The organism is Paraburkholderia domus, assembly GCF_905220705.1.
Taxonomy (GTDB): Bacteria; Pseudomonadota; Gammaproteobacteria; order Burkholderiales; family Burkholderiaceae; genus Paraburkholderia; species Paraburkholderia domus.
Map to the genome: position 1 here is coordinate 61,188 of NZ_CAJNAT010000009.1, position 16,598 is coordinate 77,785.

The window sequence follows — 16,598 nt, forward strand, 5'->3', positions numbered from 1 at the left end:
CATGCTGGTGGCAGCGCCAACAACGCTCACGGGTTGTCGTCGGCGGCGAAGATGCCGTCTTCCGGCTCCGTGTTCTCGTTGTCGACACATTGCACGTGCCAATGGCCCGTTATCAGCGATCTGCCCGCATCCGAGCACCATTGCGCGCGTCCGGTTTCGCCCTCGAATGGCCCAGACGTGGCGTTCAGATCGAGCCCTTCGAGTACGCAGCAGGGCGTCGAATCGTGCGGCCCGCAGACGAGCGTGTTGCCGCAATCGACGTGCAACGCGCCCCATTCGGGCAGATCGAGCCCCATATGACCTTCGCGTGACCATTGACGTTTTTCATTGTCGAGCCACAGGATGGCGAATGCCATCGGATTGACACGATCGAACGTGTCGAGGTGGATGGTGAGACGCATGAGGTTCTCCGTACATTTCACGAACATGTGCAAACGAACTGGGTGGCTATTGACTTAAAACCCACTGGACCAACGTGTGAGCATCTTCCGGTGTCAACGGGCCGCCGCGATCCGCGGGCAGCGGCATTGCCATGTCGCCCCAGTGGGCCTTGCCGCCGAGTCGCAGCTTGTGCTCAAGCATCACGCTCGCGTTTGGTACGTCGCGATAACGGTCCGCAATCTGCTGAAACGAAGGTGCGAGAAAAGGCGCATCCCGGGTATGGCAGAACATGCAATGCTGTTGATCGACTAGCGCGGTCGGTTCGGACTGAGCAAGCGCTGCGCCGCTTGCTGCCAGCAACAGCGCAAGTGCGCTTGTAGTGAGATAGTGCAGATGCGGGGCATTCACGAGACACACTCCAGGACAGGTTCTGAGTTCAGTGTAGGGTCGGTGCCGCCCGCGCGATTGACTCAGATCAATCGCCTTTCTCATGTGCGCGGACGTTCGCTTCCCGGCGTGCCGCCCAAGAGGTCACTTGACCTGAGTCAAGCCTGATCGTCGGCGAAAATAGGGTGACCGGCAAACAAGGCCTATTCTGTTCAAAGACGGGTGCCACGCGTGGCGGCACTCTCTTCGCTTTGCCACGCGGGCATTGCAGTCGCTCGCATGACGGAGCCTTAAGAGCCGCGCCTATCTTCAGGCTGTTGTCATGCATATTCATTTTCCCCAGGAACGTCCGGAATATTGCGCTCGCGATCTGGTCATCGCCTTTCCGGCAGAGATCGGCGGCGAGCGGGTTCAGTGCGCGATTACCGCGGAAGCACTCGAAGATCATTTTGGCGCAGCGTCGTTACGTGAAGACGACCTGATCGCCGCGTTCGATACTCATCGTTATCCGATCGAACAGGCGGCGCGGCGCTTGCTGGACGAAGTGGGCGCCAGGCCGGTCATGCTGCACAGTGGCTACTTTCGCTTTTGCGACTGAAGCGGCCGTCAGCGGGCCGCTTCGTCCCTACGATACGACTTCGGCAAGCGGACGCCGCGGCGAATGAGAAGGCTGCCGACCTCGGCCGATACGCAGTAGCAATTGCGGCACGCCGTCCAGATTCAGGGCAGCACGCAATGTGTCGCGCAGGGAAGTCACTTCGATCGGCTGATTCAGATAGGACGCCGTGAGGCCCTCGTCCGCGGCGGTAAGCAGCACCCGTTCAAGCGCCTGACCTGCCGCCAGCCACGCTGCGGCATCGTCCGCTCCGGTGGCGATACATACCAGTAGCGGCGAGCCGGTGACCAGCGTGTGATGGGCGGCCGCCATGCCGCCACCCTCGTCGAACGTGCGAATCACCGAACCTACCAGAGGCACCGCGAGATCGAGCAGGATGCGCATGCCCGGCGACAACGCTGGCATGCCATCCTGACTGCGTTTTGGATGGATCCAGCTCGCGAGTTCGCGCCTGAAGCGAGGATCCTTGAATTGCGCCCGATCGGCTTCAGCGATCAGCATGGCCAGGCGCTCGCGAATGACCGCGTTCCCGGCGCAGACGATATCCGCGCCCTCGGCCGCGCCCGCTTGCTCGAGCCTCAACTGGAGTTCGACCGGGATGAGCTCGTCAGCGAAGGTTTCGCGGGTCGTGACGCGCCGCGGTATTGCGTCGAATAGTGGTGCAAGGCTGGCGTCGCAACGGCCATCGCGCAAGATCCGCAGATGCGCCAGCACGTCCACGTCGGCAGGCGAGGGAAACAGCGTAATCGCGTAGGCAAGACCGAAGCGGCTCAGCGCAACGCGGAGATTGAAAAGCGCCGCGCCGCAACTGATGATCAGCTCGCGGTCAAAGGGATCGATCACCGGCAGCGCCCGCAAACGGTCCGCGCACAGCGTGACGCAGTCACCGTCGACGATGAAATGCCACGGCTGCGTATTATGGTTGGAAGGCGCCAGCACTGCGTATCGCAGTGCAAACCGTATTTTTTCTTCGATGCCGGCATTCGGGTCGAATTGATGTTCGTCGATAGACCAAGCCGAGTCCTGGGGAAGTGCGTTCATTTATGGCCTCCTGCGCGTTTTCCGGATCGGCCGAACCGTGCATGCGCTGCCGGTTGTCGGATCACGTCGTCAAGCCATCGTGTCAGATGGCCTTATGCGTGGCTTGACTCAGGTCAAGCGCTAATGGTCGTATCGCAGTGAAATGAATGACGGATCTAACGCAGCACCTTTCCGGCTCGCTGCCGTGGTTCCGCGGTGCGAGCCGCGATTGGCCAAAATGCGGCGTACGCTGGCAAAAAAAGAGGCGGCTGGCTGCGCCGCCTGAACACGATTACTCTTTCCACGGACCGCCGTTAAAACTCCGTGCCGACTGAAGCTGCCGCGCAGCGCGCCATGTATCTCACTCTGGGACTAGACGCGCGCGAGGCCATCAAGGTCGAGAATCCTGATCTGCTTGCCATGCGTATCGACAAGGCCATCCTTCTGAAACTTCGAGAACATGCGGCTGACGGTTTCGAGTTTCATCCCGAGGTAGCTGCCGATCTCCTCGCGTGTCATGCGTAAATTGAACGTGGCCGGCGAGTAGCCGCGTGTCTTGAGCCTTCCTGACAGGTTCAACAGGAAGGCGGCGACCCGCTGGTCGGCGGACATCGTGCCGAGCAGCATCATGAGTGTCGCTTCGCGAACGATCTCGCCGCCCATCAGACGATGGACGTGCTTCTGCACGACCTTCACCTCGCGACACATGGCTTCGAGAAGATGAAACGGGATGATGCAGACGTTGCTGTCCTCGATGGCGATCGCGTCGCAACTGTGCTGCCCGGAGCAGACGCCGTCGAGACCGAGTGAATCACCGGCCAGATGAAAACCGGTGACCTGTTCCCGGCCGTCGCGATGCATGACGACGGTCTTGAACGAGCCGGCGCGGACCGCATAGATGCTCTGGAACGAATCGTTGGCGCGGTATAGCGATTCACCTTGTTTGATCGCGCGGGAAACGCCCATCAGCGACTCCATGCGTTCCAGTTCGGCTGGCGTCAGGCCTTGCGGCATACAGATCGAGCGCATCGAGCAGTTCGAGCAGCGCGCGGCGGCCCTGGCCGGTACTGACGGCGCGAGTGCGGAATGGCCTGATGCCGGCAATGGGATACGCTGCAGCGGCATGATTTCAGAATATTCGGCGACGTCAGACATGGTGAACTCCTGTGTAATTGAGGCCACGTGCGCAACGCTCGTGGGCAATCCGCTTGATCGTGTCGCATGCAAGATCGAATTCGCTCGTCTTGTCGAAGAAGTACTGTGCGCCGGCCGCGAGGCACGCCTGCCTGAACCCCGCACCCGAATGATTCGTCAGCACGATCGTGATCACCGGCGAAGTGCTGTGCGCGAGGCTATGCAGCACTTCCAGACCGGTGCCACCGGTCAGGCGAAAATCAACGACCACGACGTCGGCTCCGGTGGCGTCGATACCGGCGAGCGCGGCACCTGATTCCTCGGCTTCGCCGGCGATCTCGACACCATCGATCGCGCGAAAACGCGTCGCCATTCGCCGTCTGATCGGGATCGTGTCTTCAACGAGGAAAACGCGTAGTGCTTGCTGGGACAGGCTTGAGTTCATGGCTCGAAGTATCGGCCGCGCTGTCTCAAAATAAAATCAGCGGCGAACGAGCTTCGGGTAGGCGAGCGCGAAGGTGTGTAGGGAATTTCCTACACAGGGCGAACGCGAAGGTGGAGATAGCCGCGCGATCGGCGGATTGATGTGATGATTCGGTCTGGCTCTGCGGCCCGAGCGCCGCGCCGGATCTAGATTTCGTCGTCTTCCCCGAGCAGCTTGTGGCGCAGCGCGTAACGCACCAGCGCGGCTTCGTGCGGCATCTGCATTTTTTCGAGGATGCGCGTTTTATAGGTACTCACCGTCTTGCTGCTGACACACAACTCCGCGGCGATTTCGGTGAGGGTCTGGCCCGCGGCGATGCGGCGGAACACATCGAACTCACGGTCGGACAGGCGCTGATGAGGCAATGTGTCGACAGGCTCGTTCAGGCTCTGCGCAAAACGCTCGGCCATCGCGAGGCTCACATAGACGCCGCCAGATGCGACTTTGCTGACCGCAGTGACCAGTTCGGCACTGGCGCTTTCCTTGGTTAGATACCCGGATGCGCCCGCCTTGAACGCGCGTACCGCATACTGCTGCTCCGCATGCATGGTGAGCACGAGGATCCGCAGCGCCGGCTTTTCCTCCTTGATCTGTTTGATCAGTTCAACGCCGTTTCGTCCCGGCATTGACAGATCCAGCACGAGCACATCCGCAGCGCTCGCGCGGATCAGCGCAATCGTGCTAACGCCGTCGTTGGCCTCGCCGACCACCTCGAAGCCGCTCGCGCCTTTCAGGATATGCCGCAGGCCGTCACGGACCAGAGCGTGATCGTCAGCTATCAGCACACGCGTCATGTTTGCATCTCCTGCTGTTGCACTGCAGCGACTGGAAAGGTAACAGTTAACTTGAAGCCGTTGCCGCTGGAAGTATGGATTTCGACCGTGCCGCCCAGCATGTGCGCACGCTCGCGGATACCGAGTAAGCCGAATGATTTCTCGGCGGAGGCGGCGGTGTGGCTCGCGCCCTGGCCGTTGTCCGCGATTTGCAACACGCAAACGCCGCCCTCGACATGCACGGTCAGCGTGACGAGCGTCGCTTCCGCATGCCGGGCGACATTGGTCAGCGCTTCCTGGATGATACGAAAGAGCGTCGTCGTGCCCGTCGGCGTAAAGTTGATGTCGCCGACTTCGATCCGGCGCTCAACATCGATGCCGTAGCGGTTTGTAAAGTCATTGGCGAGCCATTCGATCGCCGGAATCAGACCGAGATCATCGAGCATGACCGGGCGCAGATCGGCCGCGATACGGCGCACCGACGCGACCGTCGCATCGATCAGCCGGCGCATCCCACGCAGCTGCTGCAGCAGGCGCGGTTCAGCGGTGGTTTCAAGCCCCTGTTCGACCGACGAGATGTCCATCTTGAGGGCGGTCAATTGCTGCCCAAGGTCGTCGTGCAGCTCGCGTGCAATGCGGGTTTTTTCTTCCTCGCGAACATTCTGGAGATTCGCCGAGAGCTCGCGTAGTTCCTCGCGCGATTGCCGTTGCGCATCTTCCGCTTTTACCCGTTCAGTGATGTCGCGCAGCATAACCGTGTACAGCTTGCCATCGCCGTCGCGGATCTGCGAGATCGACGCCTCGATAGGAAATTCTTCACCATTGGCCCTTAAGCCGAACAGCACACGCTGCCTGCCCATCTGCCGATCGGAAACGCCGGTGACGCCAAACTGTTCGACGTGCCGCTCGTGTCCCGCGCGAAAGCGCTCGGGAATGAAGCGCGAGAGCGATGCGCCGACCGCTTCCATAGCGGTGCATCCAAAGACGCGCTCTGCCATTGGATTGAAGATGACGATGTTCTGCCGTTCGTCGACGGTAATGATGGCTTCCATCGATGACCGGATGATGCCCATCATGCGTGCTTCGTTCAGGTTCAACTGGCTGCGCGTCTCGCTCGTCGCGGCAGATCCGGCACCGCGCCCGCTGACGATCAGGAAGGCCATGGCGCTGAACAGGCATGCTGCCGCAACGCCGGCGATCAGCACAGTGGTTTCCGCAAATTCGTCCTCGGCTCGCAGATAGCGACCGCTCGCCGTGTAGGACAGCGTGATAGGCACCCCGCCGACGCGCAAGGTGTCGGCTTTACGGATGACCGGCGCGGTGTCCACCAGGTCGTCGTCTCCCGCGGCGGACGAATAAAGCAGCGTAGCAGGGGTTCCGCTAAACACCTGCAGATCAATGCGCCGCTGCCGGGCCAGGGCGTTATCGAACAAACGGCCGGTGTCCAGCGCCGCCACCAGTAGCCGCTTGACGCCCGTGCGGCGCGCTTGTGGCGTCGACGGTAATCCAGCGTCCGAGTAGACCGGAAAATAGACGTAAAGACGAGGGTGGGGGTTCGAGCCGATATCGCCAAACGGCCCTGCGTCCGCGTCGAGCGCGCTTGCCCCTGTGTCGATGGCATGCAGCAACGCCATACGGCTCGCGGGACTGCTAGCCAGGTCGTAGCCGACCGGCATCGCATCGGCAGCGGCCGGCGCCATCTGGGTAACCGGTGCGACCGGTTGCGGCGTGACAGCTTGTCCGGCCACGTTACCGATGCTGCCCGTCAGGCGGGCAACACCTGCGGTGTCAACGTCAGCATAGCCAAGCGCGCGGACCACGGACGACGTTTCGTCCAGATCGAGTTGCGCGACATATCGGCGCCAGGCGTCGGCATCGGTTGCCGGCGCGACGGAGAGCAAGCCGCGCGCACCGCGCAGCAACGATTCACCGGTGGTGAACTCGCGCTGCAGATCAGCGGTGATATGCGCAGTATTCTGACCAAAGCGGCTGTTGGCAGCGCGCAATGATTGTTCGCCGACCCAGCGCCACGCACCGAGCGCAGCCACAAGAACGACAGCAAATGTGACCGCCGCGACAAGCATGGGACGCCGCTCAGGCGGGACAACCCGTATGGGGAAAGGCAATTTTTCAGCGAACGGCGTCTTACCGCGAAAGGGCATGTGCGCCTCATTGGATGGTGGGCAATCCGCCACGCCGGCTGATGGCGCAGGCGCGGCGCGGATCGGGAAACATCACCGTGATTTTCGCTAGTTGCGGCCAGCCAGAACAACGCGTGCGCTGCCTATTGTGCGCGGTTTGCACGGATCGTGCCAGTATGCAGCCAACTCACCCAGAAAGCCGCAGTGCACGAATGTTGACGGACAGCGAGCCGTCGGCGCTTGATCCTTATCAAGCGCATTCTGAGCTGCGAATCGCAGACTGAAAGTATTCCGCTGCCTGATAGCCGCAGTCACTCGAGACGGGGGCGAATTCAAGGAGAGGGTCATGTACAAACGGATTCTTGTAGCAATCGACGGCAGCCAGGCCGCGAAACTCGCGCTCGACGAAGCGCTAAAAATCGCCCAGGCCGCGCAGGCGACGGTGACGGCGGTATTTGTCGCCGAACATGCTGCGCAAATGGTCGACGTAGGAACTGGATTGGTGGAGGAGCAGGCAACCGGTACAGCGGCGGCAGCAGCAGCGATGGCGACGCTCGAAGACGCCCGCGCGCTTTTTGAACAGCGCAACGTGCGTGGATTGACCCGGACGATTGACGCGTATGGCGAAGACATCGTCACCGTCCTCTGTCATGTGGCAGAAGAATGTGAAGCCGATCTCATCGTAATGGGCACGCATGGGCGGCATGGCATCGGCCGGATGTTGCTTGGCAGTGTCGCCGAGGCGTTTGTGCGGCGTGCCGGGATGCCCGTTCTACTGGTTCGGCGCGAACGGGACATGGACGAGATCCCGTCGTACCTATAAGTGTGCGGTGGCGCGCCCGGGGAACCGAGACTCCCAAAAAAGAAGCGCCCTGAAAACCGGGCGCTTTAATTTGCGCGAGGGCTTTTTTCGCGCAATTCGTGACTTGTCAGATCAATGCGACATCAGCACCGGCACGGTCATTGACTCAAGTATGGTGCGTGTGACGCCGCCGAGCAGCCGTTCCTGCCCGCGCGTATGCCCATAGGCACCCATCACCAGCAGATCGATATGATGATCGGCCAGCATGTTCAGCAGCAGCGCGCCCGTGGGGACGCCGGCCACCTTGGGCGCGGCCGAAAATCCTGCCTGGATGCCGTGGCGTTCAAGCCAGGCGGCGACGTCGATGCCTGCTGGCGCTTCACTATCCGGGCGCCGCTGCACGGTCATGACGGTAACGAATTTCGCGCGTTTGATCAGCGGCAAGGCATCCGCCACCGCCCGGGCGCTCTCCCGGCTGCCGTCCCACGCGATCAGCACGCTTTCGGCAAACGAACGGACAGTCCCGGCATAGGGCAGCACAATGGCGGGGCGGCCCGAGGCCATCAGCACGTCCTCGACAAAATGCCGTGCGATATAGGACGAAGGATCGCCCGGATCATCCTGGCCGAGGATCAGGAGGTCGGCGTGGCGGGCGTGCAGGATCGCTGCTTGTACCGCAGGCCCTTCTGGCGCACGCCATTCCACGCTGCGCCCGGCTCGTTCGCCCGCCGTCAGGAAGCGCGCTTGCGCGCCTTTGAGATTGGCATCCTGTTGCGCTTTGCGAGTCGCAATCAATGCGCGTTCGCCGTGAAGAAACATCGGCTGCGTCAGATCCTGACAAACCACATACAGGCCAATCAGATGCGCGTCGTGCCGACCAGCCAGTTCAAGTGCGAATTCGATCCGCGCGGCGCTATGGGTGCTGTCGTCGAGATGCACCAGCAGGGTTTTGCAGGTCATGACGGCTCCTTGATGAGGGCGGCCGTCAGTGCGCTGCTTGCCACGTGCTTGCCGACCGGGACGTGTTCGACAAACACAGGCTGCAGTTGCACGCCGGCGTCGCGCGCGAGCTTCGATGCCGCGTCACGGGCTCGCGCGGACGTTTCACTGCCGTCTACGGCAACCAGAGTCTGTTGATACATGATGAACTCTCCTGAATGGACCTGACCCGAACCCTCGGTTCATCAATGCGACATCAGTATGGCGATGATCAGATCGGCGCACCGGCCGCGATGCGGCACGGCGAGGTTGGCCGGGGCGTCCATGGCAATCCACTCGCCGGCAACTTTCGCACGGCTCAGTTCCGCATGAAAGAGCCTATCGAGCGCGCTGCGGCGTTCCGCGCGCAGCTGTTCGTGCGTACCGTAGTATTCGGCGGTTCCGGCCATTACATAGAGCGAGCGCGGATCGGGCGTGAACACTGCAAACACGCCGGTCAGATGGGCGTCGAACTGCTTTGCGAGCCGCAGGGCGAGTTCGAGCCTGGGATGGGCGCGCTGGCTCGTATCCAGGTGAACGACGATGGTCTTGTAGGTCATTGCGACGCTCCAGAAGTGGGTGAGTAGCACATGAACACGTGATCTGAGTCTAGGAGCCGGGTACTCGCCGGCGTTGATTCAGATCAACGGCGCGGTAGCGCGCGAGACTTCATCTGGGTGCGCCGACGGCGATCCGGCCGATCTTGATTTACTCGCACGTGACACGCGTGCCTGCCGTGCCGCTCGCCATCGCTTCGATGCGATCGATCGAGCCGATGACTGCCGGCCGGCCGGTGCGCGAGACGAACTCGCACGCCGCCTCGACCTTCGTTCCCATTGAACCGGCCGGGAAAGACATCGACCGAAGCCCCGCCATTGACACCTCGCGCAGTACACATTCGCAGGGCGTGTGCCAGTCGGCATAAACCGCATCGACGTCGGTCGCGATCAACAGCAGATCGGCGCCGACGTCGGCTGCAAGCAGCGCGCTGCACAGGTCCTTGTCGATCACAGCCTCCACGCCGCAGCGCGTCCGGCCATCTGCTGCGACCGTGACCGGAATTCCGCCGCCGCCGGCCGCGATGACCACGGTATCGTGGTCGAGCAACCAGCGAATGGGCTGAAGCGCCGCGATGCGTCGCGGTTTCGGCGACGCGACGACGCGCCGGAAACCGGCGCCGTCCCGAGCGACGGTCCAACCGGTGCTGATTACCAGACGTTCGGCCTGCGCCTCTGTGTAAACGGGACCGATTGGCTTGGTGGGGTAAATGAAGGCGGGGTCGTCTGCGTCGACCTCTACGCGCGTCAGCAACGTCGCCACCTGGCGGTGGGGCGGCAAAGCGTTGGCCAGTTCCTGCTCGAGCAGATAGCCGATCATGCCTTCCGACTCGGCGTCGAGCACATCCAGCGGCGCCGCACCAGCCGCACCCGCGGCGGCGGCCTGCAATGCCAGCAGACCGACCTGAGGGCCGTTGCCATGCGCGATGACCAGCTGGTTGCCGTCGGCAAGCCGCGCTATTTGCTGTGCGGCGCGGCGGATATTGGCGATCTGGTGGGACATCGTCATCGACTCGCCACGCCGAAGCAGCGCGCTGCGGCCCAGTGCGATCAGAATACGCATGATAGTTCCTTAAGCGAGTGTCGCCACGAGTACCACCTTGTGTGCATGCGGTTTTTGGCCTGCGAAAACACAATCGGCGCATTCCGCGATGATCCCTATTCCTTGTCTTTTCCCGGCTGTGTACGAGATACATTGATTAGGTCACTTCGGGACGGCTGACTGATTGATCTGGATCAGCGATTTCAGGGCCGGACATCGCCGTTGCCGCGCAGGGATGAATGTCTGCATCGCCAGCCGTTCCGGGCAGTTCGACGGATTCGAGATAGGTGGGCACCTCGCAGCGCCATTGAAGCGTTTCTTCGATATGACGCCGCAGTGCATCAGCAGCGGCAGGCTCGCCGTGGGTGACGAACGTTCGCTCCGGCGGCACGGAGATGGAGTGAAGCCATGTCGTCAGCTCGTGGTAATCCGCATGCGCGGACAGCGACGAAAGCGTGACCACCGAAGCCCGTACAGGCACATAGTCGCCGTGAATCTTGATCGCGGGCGCATGGGCGGCAAGCGCCGCGCCGCGTGTGCCGGCAGCCTGGTAGCCGACCAGCGCGATGGTATTGCGGCTATCGGGCGCAAACGTCTTCAGGTGATGCACGACCCGCCCGCCGGTCGCCATCCCGCTGCCGGCGATTACCACCATCGGACCGTGCCGGGCCGAGACGGCTTTGGATTCGTCGACGGTGCGCACCATCTCGGCCGCGCTGCTGATCGCGTTGGCTTCGGTCATCGTGAGGCGATGCTCGCCGACGTGATGCCGGTACAGTTGCGTGACGCTCGATGCCATCGGGCTGTCGAGAAAGACCGGTACATTGGCCATCCGGCCAGATGCCTTCAGGCGGGCGATGTAGTGAAGGATGGATTGCGCGCGGCCGACCGCGAAACACGGAATCACAACCACACCGTCGTGCCGGAAAGTGCGTGCGAAGAGCTCGGCGAGTTCGGTGGCCGGATCGCCCGGATCGTGCAGACGATCCCCGTAGGTGGACTCGACCACCAGATAGTCGGCGTGTGCAAGCGGCATGGGCGCGCGCATGATCGGATCGTTCGGACGGCCAACGTCCCCCGAGAACGCGATCACCTTGCCTTCCATGCACACCACAATGCTGGCGGCGCCCAGAATGTGCCCGGACGGCAACAGCCGGAAGCACGCTTGTTCGTTCAGTTGTTTTGGTACATCGAACTCGCGTGGCACGAGCAACTGCAGCGCCTTTTCAGTGTCTTCGAGCGTGTATAACGGCAGCGCCGGATGATGTTTCGAAAATCCATGCCGGTTCGCGAAGGCGGCCTCTTCTTCCTGCAGTTTGGCGCTGTCGCGCAACATCACTTCGCACAGGTCGCGGGTGCCACGGGTGCAATAGACGGGTCCCCGATATCCCATCCGCGCGAGGACCGGCAGGTAGCCGCTGTGATCAAGGTGGGCATGCGTCAGGATCACCGCATCGAGCGTTTCGACCGGAACCGGAAACGCCCCCCAGTTACGCAGACGCAGATTCTTTGTGCCTTGAAAGAGCCCGCAGTCGATCAGCACCCGAAGGCCGGCTCCCTCCAGCAGATATCTCGAGCCGGTGACCGTTTCGGTCGCACCTAGAAAAGTCAGTTTCATTGCGCCACCTCGAATGGCAAGTGAACCGCACGCTTCGTCAGACCGCCGCGCGTTGGGCCAGGCTCTCGTAGAGCGCTTCGGCGAAGCGCCTGAAGGCGTGAAGCGAGCCCGCGATGCTTTGGTATTTCTCCCGGCCGATTTGCCCGTCCAGCGTGATCAGCATGCCGGCCTCACGGGCCAGTGCGAGGATTTCATCGAACTCGCTCGCGGCGTCACGCATGTTTTTGGGGCGGGCGGCCGGCGTTGCGGTGTTGGCGGAAGAGTTAGCGTTTGACATGGCCGGTCTCCTTACGGGTCAACTTAGGCGCTGTCAGTGAGGACGTCGCCGGGGCAATCGATTCCTGCTTGTCTTGAAAATCAGTATTGGTCAGCGGCCGGTCGAAACAAATCAGATGGCGCTGAGCTTCGCGTAGGACGTCCTACGTTCGTGTCAGCATTTCCCTACACGAGATGTGCCGTGATCACGGCTGAGTCCGTTGCTTGACATGGATCATAAGAACCCGCTCATGCACACCTATGCTCTAGGCATGCACAGCGAATCCCGCATGTGAACGCGCGGCAGGGGATAGAGAGGTTGAAATGCCCGAAGCGAAAGTTCTTGTCGTCTATTACTCGCGCACAGGTACCACACGGCTGCTTGCTCTGGCGATCGCGAAAATGCTATCCGCGGATCTCGAGGCAATTTGCGATTGCAGCAATCGGACAGGCGTGGCTGGCTATCTGCGCTCGCTTGTCGACGCCATCAGCAAGCGTCCCGTCGAAATCGTTCCAGCCGGACACGATGTCGCTGCGTACCAGCTCGTTGTGATCGGCACGCCGGTCTGGGCCGGTTCCGTGTCCGCGCCGGTTCGCTCGTATCTCATCGAGAATCGCGCGCGGTTTGCGCAGGTAGCTTTCTTTTGCAGCTTCGGCGGACGAGGCGCTGATCAGGCCATGAGGGAAATGCGCGAGCTTGTGGGCCGACCAGCAGTTGCCGAATGCAATGTCACAGCCGCAGAAGCGCGGAAAGATGCAAATGGCGCGTTGGCCGTTTTTGCCCACGTGCTCAAAGGACACATAGCCAGATTCAAAGCGCTTGCATGGATGTGCTGACTCGTCAGGAGATTGAGCGCGGCATTTCTCACCGGTTTGATGGAGATCAGTTAATCGAGTGACCGCGGCGGTATCTTACGACTGTTCGAAATCGGCCGCATGGAGGCCCAACAATGTCAGCGCATCTGGCAACCTCGTCCTCGATAGCCCCACCGGCCGCAAACGACGGGTATGTGGTCGCCGTACGTGGCGCGGTCGTCGACGTGACGTTTGCCGATGACATGCTGCCGCCGGTGAGCGACGCACTCATCATCCTGTCCGACGACCTCGCACCGGTGCTCGCCGAGGTGCAAGCCCACTTGAGCGAAACAACGGTGCGTGCGCTGGCGCTGCAATCCACCGCGGGATTGCGGCGCGGCGCCCGCGTAAGCGTCTGTGGCGGGCCCATCGAGGCGCCCGTCGGCGAGGCTGTGCTAGGCAGGCTGCTCGATGTGACCGGTGCGACATGTGACGACGGCGAAGCCTTATCCGCACAGACCGAACGCCGTCCCATTCATCGCGCCGCGCCGCCGCTCGCGTCGCAGAAAGGCACCACCACGCTGTTCACAACGGGCATCAAGGTGATCGACCTGCTTGCGCCGCTCGCCCAGGGCGGCAAGGCCGCGATGTTCGGCGGGGCGGGAGTCGGCAAGACAGTGCTGGTCATGGAATTGATCCATGCGATGGTGGAGCGCTATCAAGGAATCTCCGTATTCGCGGGCGTTGGCGAACGCTCACGGGAAGGGCACGAAATGCTGCTCGACATGCGCACATCCGGCGTGCTGGCGCGCACGGTGCTGGTCTACGGGCAGATGAACGAGCCGCCTGGTGCGCGCTGGCGCGTGCCCTTTACAGCGCTGACAATCGCCGAGTACTTCCGCGACGAACGCCACCAGAACGTTCTCCTGCTTATGGATAACGTCTTCCGTTTTGTGCAGGCGGGTGCCGAGGTGTCGGGCCTGCTGGGGCGCATGCCGTCCAGAGTCGGCTACCAGCCCACGCTTGCAAGCGAAGTCGCAAGTCTGCAGGAGCGCATTGTGTCGGTAGGCGACGTGTCGGTCACTGCAATCGAAGCGGTGTACGTGCCGGCCGACGATTTCACCGACCCCGCAGTGACCGCGATCGCCGCGCACATCGACAGCATGGTCGTGTTGTCGCGCGCGATGGCCGCCGAAGGCATGTATCCCGCGATCGACCCGATCGCATCGTCGTCGATCCTGCTCGATCCGCTTGTGGTCGGCGAGGAACACGCGAACGTCGCCATCGAGGTGCGCAAGATCATTGAACACTACCGCGAGCTGCAGGATGTCATCTCCTTGCTCGGTATCGAGGAACTGGGTGCCGAGGACCGCGCCCTCGTGGGGCGTGCCCGGCGCTTGCAGCGCTTCCTGACCCAGCCGTTCGCCGTCACCGAAGCCTTTACGGGGGAAGCGGGCCGTTCGGTGGCGCTTGCCGACACGATCGCCGGCTGCAAGGCGATTCTGGCAGGCGAGTGCGACACGTGGCAGGAAAGCTCGCTATACATGATCGGCACACTCGACGAAGGCCGCCTCAAAGAGCAAGCCGCAGCGCAGGACGGCGTGGCTCTGGCCACGGCGCAGTTGAAATGAGTGGCACACCCTTGACGCTTACCCTGGCGACGCCGTCGCAGGTGTGGTTCGACGCTGTCGAGATCGTCTCCCTGCGCGCGGAAGATGAAAGCGGCTCGTTTGGCATCCGGACGGGCCATGCCGACTTCGTCACGCTGCTGACGCCGTCGGTAGTCCGCTGGACGTGTGCGGATGGCTCGATCCACTACTGCGCGGTAGATGGCGGGGTGCTACTGGTATCGCACGGAACGGAGGTTTCCATTGCTTGCCGCGAAGCGGTCCCCGGTGACTCTTTGGAAGGCCTCGAAACAGGCGTTCGCGGCCGCCACGCCAGCGAGGCCGATGCGGCGCGGCGCGCCCGCGTCGACCAGTTGCAGTTGCATGCTCGCGCCGTGCGTCAGATGCTCCGTTATCTGCGGCCGCGCGCGGGCTCCGACGGCACGGCCGCAGATAGCGTTGGAGGAATGCTGCCATGAACGGGCGCCACACGGACGAGCGCAAGCAGCGGGACGAACGGATCGCCGGCGCCGCCCGACAGGCCGCCGAGCGCGATTTGCGCGGGCGCGAGGAGCCAGAGCCCTCGCTCGGCAGCCGGCTCGGGCAGATCGGCGTCCTCGGCTGGGCCATTGTCCTGCCGACCCTGATCGGCCTCGCGCTGGGACATTGGCTTGACCGGATGTTCGGCACTCGCGTGTTTTTTTCGGCGCCGCTGCTGATGATCGGCGCTGCAGTGGGCTTCTGGTCGGCATGGAAATGGATGCATCGCCAGCAACGGAATCACCATGAATAGTCCACTACCGTCGATGGCGACCCAACTCGCGCTGGGGCTCGCAATCGGAACCTTGGCCGGCGCATGGCACTTCGTGTCGCTGAGCTGGAACTGGCCGTTGTTTGCAGCGGGCAAAGCGATGGCGGCGCTGGCCTTGCAGCTTGCCAGATTTGCGCTCACCGGCGCGCTGCTGCTGATGCTCGCGCATCCCGGCGCGCTCGCGCTGCTCGCGGGCATGACGGGGTTTCTGCTGGCGCGCGGAATCGCGATACGCCGCTACGGAGGTGGCCGATGATCGCCTCACCGCTGGCCACCGCACCGTTGCTGCATATCGGTCCGTTATCCATCACGGAGCCGGTACTCGTCACCTGGGTGATCATGATTCTGGTGACCGTGGCGGCGGCCTTGTTGAGCCGAAGCTTGTCGCTCGCGCCGACCAGGCTGCAAACCGCGCTTGAACTGCTGGTCGTCACGATCGATCGGCAGATTCGCGACACTATGCAAACCGGGCCCGCCACTTACCGTGCGTTGATCGGCACGCTCTTCATCTTCGTGCTGATTGCCAACTGGTCGGCGCTCGTACCCGGGGTGACGCCGCCGACCGCGCATATCGAGACCGATGCCGCGCTGGCGCTGATCGTGCTGGGCGCGACGGTTTTCTACGGCATCCGCACGCGCGGCACGGCCGGCTACCTTGCGGCATTCGCCGAGCCGAGCTGGATCATGATCCCGTTGAACGTCGTCGAGCAGATCACGCGGACGTTCTCACTTGTCGTGCGTCTGTTCGGCAATGTGATGAGCGGCGTGTTCGTGATCGGCATCGTCCTGTCGCTCGCGGGTCTGCTCGTTCCCATTCCGCTGATGGCGCTGGACCTGCTCACCGGCGCTGTCCAGGCCTATATTTTTTCCGTGCTGGCGATGGTTTTCATCGGTACGGCAATCAGCGATACCCATCAACAGGCCACTACAGAAAATAGTGAAATATCATGAATAACCTCATCGAAGTTGTCAGCATCGCCGCCGCCGCGCTCGCCGTGTCGTTCGGCGCGATCGGGCCGGCGCTTGCCGAAGGCCGCGCGGTCGCAGCCGCGATGGATGCGATCGCACGGCAGCCGGACTCGGCCGGAACCGTGTCGCGCACGCTCTTTGTCGGGCTTGCCATGATCGAAACGATGGCGATCTATTGTCTCGTGATCGCCTTGTTGCTGCTCTTCGCCAACCCGTTCGTCAAGTAGG

At 62.3% G+C, this 16,598-nt stretch carries 21 protein-coding genes and 1 pseudogene; 8 read left to right on the forward strand and 14 right to left on the reverse strand.

Annotated features, from left to right (window positions below; genetic code table 11):
- Positions 1 to 26: 26 nt before the first annotated feature.
- Both KHO31_RS17760 and KHO31_RS17765 read right to left on the reverse strand, forming a co-directional pair.
- Complete coding sequence (locus tag KHO31_RS17760; RefSeq protein ID WP_201079761.1) at positions 27 to 401, reverse strand: DUF3564 domain-containing protein; 375 nt, start codon at positions 399 to 401, stop codon at positions 27 to 29.
- Positions 402 to 447: 46 nt separating this feature from the next.
- A complete protein-coding gene (locus KHO31_RS17765; protein WP_201079928.1) occupies positions 448 to 741 on the reverse strand; it encodes a c-type cytochrome in 294 nt (97 codons plus the stop codon).
- A 349-nt stretch (positions 742 to 1,090) separates the two neighbouring features.
- Here KHO31_RS17765 and KHO31_RS17770 point away from each other — a divergent pair, with 349 nt between their 5' ends.
- Positions 1,091 to 1,366: a DUF1488 family protein gene (locus KHO31_RS17770; protein ID WP_201079763.1), complete on the forward strand. Its 276-nt coding sequence runs from the start codon at positions 1,091 to 1,093 to the stop codon at positions 1,364 to 1,366.
- A gap of 27 nt (positions 1,367 to 1,393) precedes the next feature.
- On the opposite strand, the gene KHO31_RS17775 is transcribed toward KHO31_RS17770, so the two are convergent.
- From KHO31_RS17775 to KHO31_RS17795, 5 genes are all read right to left on the reverse strand, one after another.
- Positions 1,394 to 2,425 carry an Acg family FMN-binding oxidoreductase gene (locus KHO31_RS17775; protein WP_211623812.1) on the reverse strand — a complete coding sequence of 344 codons (1,032 nt, stop codon included), beginning with the start codon at positions 2,423 to 2,425 and terminating at the stop codon, positions 1,394 to 1,396.
- A gap of 351 nt (positions 2,426 to 2,776) precedes the next feature.
- Positions 2,777 to 3,559 (reverse strand): helix-turn-helix domain-containing protein, encoded by a 783-nt coding sequence (locus KHO31_RS17780; RefSeq protein WP_201079767.1) that lies wholly within the window; start codon positions 3,557 to 3,559, stop codon positions 2,777 to 2,779.
- Entirely contained in the window at positions 3,552 to 3,983 is a 432-nt protein-coding gene (locus KHO31_RS17785; protein WP_201079769.1) for a response regulator, read from the reverse strand. The genes KHO31_RS17780 and KHO31_RS17785 overlap by 8 nt, the downstream gene beginning before the upstream one ends.
- Before the next feature lie 185 nt (positions 3,984 to 4,168).
- Positions 4,169 to 4,816 carry a response regulator gene (locus KHO31_RS17790; RefSeq protein WP_201108401.1) on the reverse strand — a complete coding sequence of 216 codons (648 nt, stop codon included), beginning with the start codon at positions 4,814 to 4,816 and terminating at the stop codon, positions 4,169 to 4,171.
- Complete coding sequence (locus KHO31_RS17795; protein WP_211623814.1) at positions 4,813 to 6,957, reverse strand: sensor histidine kinase; 2,145 nt, start codon at positions 6,955 to 6,957, stop codon at positions 4,813 to 4,815. Before KHO31_RS17795 ends, KHO31_RS17790 begins: the two co-directional genes overlap by 4 nt.
- A gap of 325 nt (positions 6,958 to 7,282) precedes the next feature.
- Between KHO31_RS17795 and KHO31_RS17800 the strand changes: the two genes are divergently transcribed.
- The gene (locus tag KHO31_RS17800; RefSeq protein ID WP_201079775.1) at positions 7,283 to 7,759 is read left to right on the forward strand and encodes a universal stress protein; all 477 of its coding nucleotides are present in this window, start codon (positions 7,283 to 7,285) and stop codon (positions 7,757 to 7,759) included.
- Positions 7,760 to 7,870: 111 nt separating this feature from the next.
- Here KHO31_RS17800 and KHO31_RS17805 read toward each other — a convergent pair whose 3' ends face one another.
- From KHO31_RS17805 to KHO31_RS17835, 7 genes and pseudogenes are all read right to left on the reverse strand, one after another.
- Positions 7,871 to 8,698, reverse strand: coding sequence for a universal stress protein (locus tag KHO31_RS17805; protein ID WP_211623816.1), 828 nt, complete (start codon positions 8,696 to 8,698; stop codon positions 7,871 to 7,873).
- Positions 8,695 to 8,880 (reverse strand): universal stress protein, encoded by a 186-nt coding sequence (locus KHO31_RS17810; protein ID WP_211623818.1) that lies wholly within the window; start codon positions 8,878 to 8,880, stop codon positions 8,695 to 8,697. Before KHO31_RS17810 ends, KHO31_RS17805 begins: the two co-directional genes overlap by 4 nt.
- Before the next feature lie 60 nt (positions 8,881 to 8,940).
- Positions 8,941 to 9,276: pseudogene (locus tag KHO31_RS17815) on the reverse strand (universal stress protein); the annotation flags it as partial.
- Between the two features lie 148 nt (positions 9,277 to 9,424).
- Positions 9,425 to 10,336: a carbamate kinase gene (arcC, locus tag KHO31_RS17820; protein WP_201079783.1), complete on the reverse strand. Its 912-nt coding sequence runs from the start codon at positions 10,334 to 10,336 to the stop codon at positions 9,425 to 9,427.
- Between the two features lie 136 nt (positions 10,337 to 10,472).
- A complete protein-coding gene (locus KHO31_RS17825; protein WP_201079785.1) occupies positions 10,473 to 11,933 on the reverse strand; it encodes an MBL fold metallo-hydrolase RNA specificity domain-containing protein in 1,461 nt (486 codons plus the stop codon).
- A 37-nt stretch (positions 11,934 to 11,970) separates the two neighbouring features.
- Positions 11,971 to 12,210 carry a hypothetical protein gene (locus tag KHO31_RS17830; RefSeq protein ID WP_201079787.1) on the reverse strand — a complete coding sequence of 80 codons (240 nt, stop codon included), beginning with the start codon at positions 12,208 to 12,210 and terminating at the stop codon, positions 11,971 to 11,973.
- 383 nt (positions 12,211 to 12,593) lie between these two features.
- Positions 12,594 to 12,989 (reverse strand): hypothetical protein, encoded by a 396-nt coding sequence (locus tag KHO31_RS17835; protein ID WP_211623822.1) that lies wholly within the window; start codon positions 12,987 to 12,989, stop codon positions 12,594 to 12,596.
- Positions 12,990 to 13,138: 149 nt separating this feature from the next.
- Here KHO31_RS17835 and atpD point away from each other — a divergent pair, with 149 nt between their 5' ends.
- The 6 genes from atpD to KHO31_RS17865 are packed head-to-tail and all read left to right on the forward strand — an operon-like array spanning position 13,139 to position 16,597.
- Positions 13,139 to 14,614, forward strand: coding sequence for a F0F1 ATP synthase subunit beta (atpD, locus tag KHO31_RS17840; RefSeq protein WP_201079790.1), 1,476 nt, complete (start codon positions 13,139 to 13,141; stop codon positions 14,612 to 14,614).
- A complete protein-coding gene (locus tag KHO31_RS17845) occupies positions 14,611 to 15,069 on the forward strand; it encodes a F0F1 ATP synthase subunit epsilon (RefSeq protein WP_201079792.1) in 459 nt (152 codons plus the stop codon). Before atpD ends, KHO31_RS17845 begins: the two co-directional genes overlap by 4 nt.
- Positions 15,066 to 15,383, forward strand: a complete 318-nt coding sequence (locus KHO31_RS17850; protein WP_201079794.1) for an AtpZ/AtpI family protein — start codon at positions 15,066 to 15,068, stop codon at positions 15,381 to 15,383. The genes KHO31_RS17845 and KHO31_RS17850 overlap by 4 nt, the downstream gene beginning before the upstream one ends.
- A complete protein-coding gene (locus tag KHO31_RS17855; RefSeq protein ID WP_201079795.1) occupies positions 15,376 to 15,657 on the forward strand; it encodes an N-ATPase subunit AtpR in 282 nt (93 codons plus the stop codon). The genes KHO31_RS17850 and KHO31_RS17855 overlap by 8 nt, the downstream gene beginning before the upstream one ends.
- Entirely contained in the window at positions 15,654 to 16,352 is a 699-nt protein-coding gene (locus KHO31_RS17860; protein ID WP_211623824.1) for a F0F1 ATP synthase subunit A, read from the forward strand. The genes KHO31_RS17855 and KHO31_RS17860 overlap by 4 nt, the downstream gene beginning before the upstream one ends.
- On the forward strand, positions 16,349 to 16,597 hold the full coding sequence (locus KHO31_RS17865) for a F0F1 ATP synthase subunit C (protein WP_054037454.1): 249 nt from the start codon (positions 16,349 to 16,351) through the stop codon (positions 16,595 to 16,597). Before KHO31_RS17860 ends, KHO31_RS17865 begins: the two co-directional genes overlap by 4 nt.
- The last annotated feature ends 1 nt before the right edge of the window (position 16,598 follow it).

What these genes read in the sequence shown, in the direction of transcription:
- KHO31_RS17785 (WP_201079769.1), bottom strand. Translation starts at nt 3,983, where the DNA reads ATGAACTCAAGCCTGTCCCAGCAAGCACTACGCGTTTTCCTCGTTGAA.
- KHO31_RS17790 (WP_201108401.1), bottom strand. Translation starts at nt 4,816, where the DNA reads ATGACGCGTGTGCTGATAGCTGACGATCACGCTCTGGTCCGTGACGGC.
- KHO31_RS17800 (WP_201079775.1), top strand. Translation starts at nt 7,283, where the DNA reads ATGTACAAACGGATTCTTGTAGCAATCGACGGCAGCCAGGCCGCGAAA.
- KHO31_RS17795 (WP_211623814.1), bottom strand. Translation starts at nt 6,957, where the DNA reads ATGCCCTTTCGCGGTAAGACGCCGTTCGCTGAAAAATTGCCTTTCCCC.
- KHO31_RS17780 (WP_201079767.1), bottom strand. Translation starts at nt 3,559, where the DNA reads ATGTCTGACGTCGCCGAATATTCTGAAATCATGCCGCTGCAGCGTATC.
- arcC (WP_201079783.1), bottom strand. Translation starts at nt 10,336, where the DNA reads ATGCGTATTCTGATCGCACTGGGCCGCAGCGCGCTGCTTCGGCGTGGC.
- KHO31_RS17860 (WP_211623824.1), top strand. Translation starts at nt 15,654, where the DNA reads ATGATCGCCTCACCGCTGGCCACCGCACCGTTGCTGCATATCGGTCCG.
- KHO31_RS17865 (WP_054037454.1), top strand. Translation starts at nt 16,349, where the DNA reads ATGAATAACCTCATCGAAGTTGTCAGCATCGCCGCCGCCGCGCTCGCC.
- KHO31_RS17810 (WP_211623818.1), bottom strand. Translation starts at nt 8,880, where the DNA reads ATGTATCAACAGACTCTGGTTGCCGTAGACGGCAGTGAAACGTCCGCG.
- KHO31_RS17805 (WP_211623816.1), bottom strand. Translation starts at nt 8,698, where the DNA reads ATGACCTGCAAAACCCTGCTGGTGCATCTCGACGACAGCACCCATAGC.
- KHO31_RS17775 (WP_211623812.1), bottom strand. Translation starts at nt 2,425, where the DNA reads ATGAACGCACTTCCCCAGGACTCGGCTTGGTCTATCGACGAACATCAA.
- KHO31_RS17825 (WP_201079785.1), bottom strand. Translation starts at nt 11,933, where the DNA reads ATGAAACTGACTTTTCTAGGTGCGACCGAAACGGTCACCGGCTCGAGA.
- KHO31_RS17830 (WP_201079787.1), bottom strand. Translation starts at nt 12,210, where the DNA reads ATGTCAAACGCTAACTCTTCCGCCAACACCGCAACGCCGGCCGCCCGC.
- atpD (WP_201079790.1), top strand. Translation starts at nt 13,139, where the DNA reads ATGTCAGCGCATCTGGCAACCTCGTCCTCGATAGCCCCACCGGCCGCA.
- KHO31_RS17760 (WP_201079761.1), bottom strand. Translation starts at nt 401, where the DNA reads ATGCGTCTCACCATCCACCTCGACACGTTCGATCGTGTCAATCCGATG.
- KHO31_RS17855 (WP_201079795.1), top strand. Translation starts at nt 15,376, where the DNA reads ATGAATAGTCCACTACCGTCGATGGCGACCCAACTCGCGCTGGGGCTC.
- KHO31_RS17850 (WP_201079794.1), top strand. Translation starts at nt 15,066, where the DNA reads ATGAACGGGCGCCACACGGACGAGCGCAAGCAGCGGGACGAACGGATC.
- KHO31_RS17770 (WP_201079763.1), top strand. Translation starts at nt 1,091, where the DNA reads ATGCATATTCATTTTCCCCAGGAACGTCCGGAATATTGCGCTCGCGAT.
- KHO31_RS17845 (WP_201079792.1), top strand. Translation starts at nt 14,611, where the DNA reads ATGAGTGGCACACCCTTGACGCTTACCCTGGCGACGCCGTCGCAGGTG.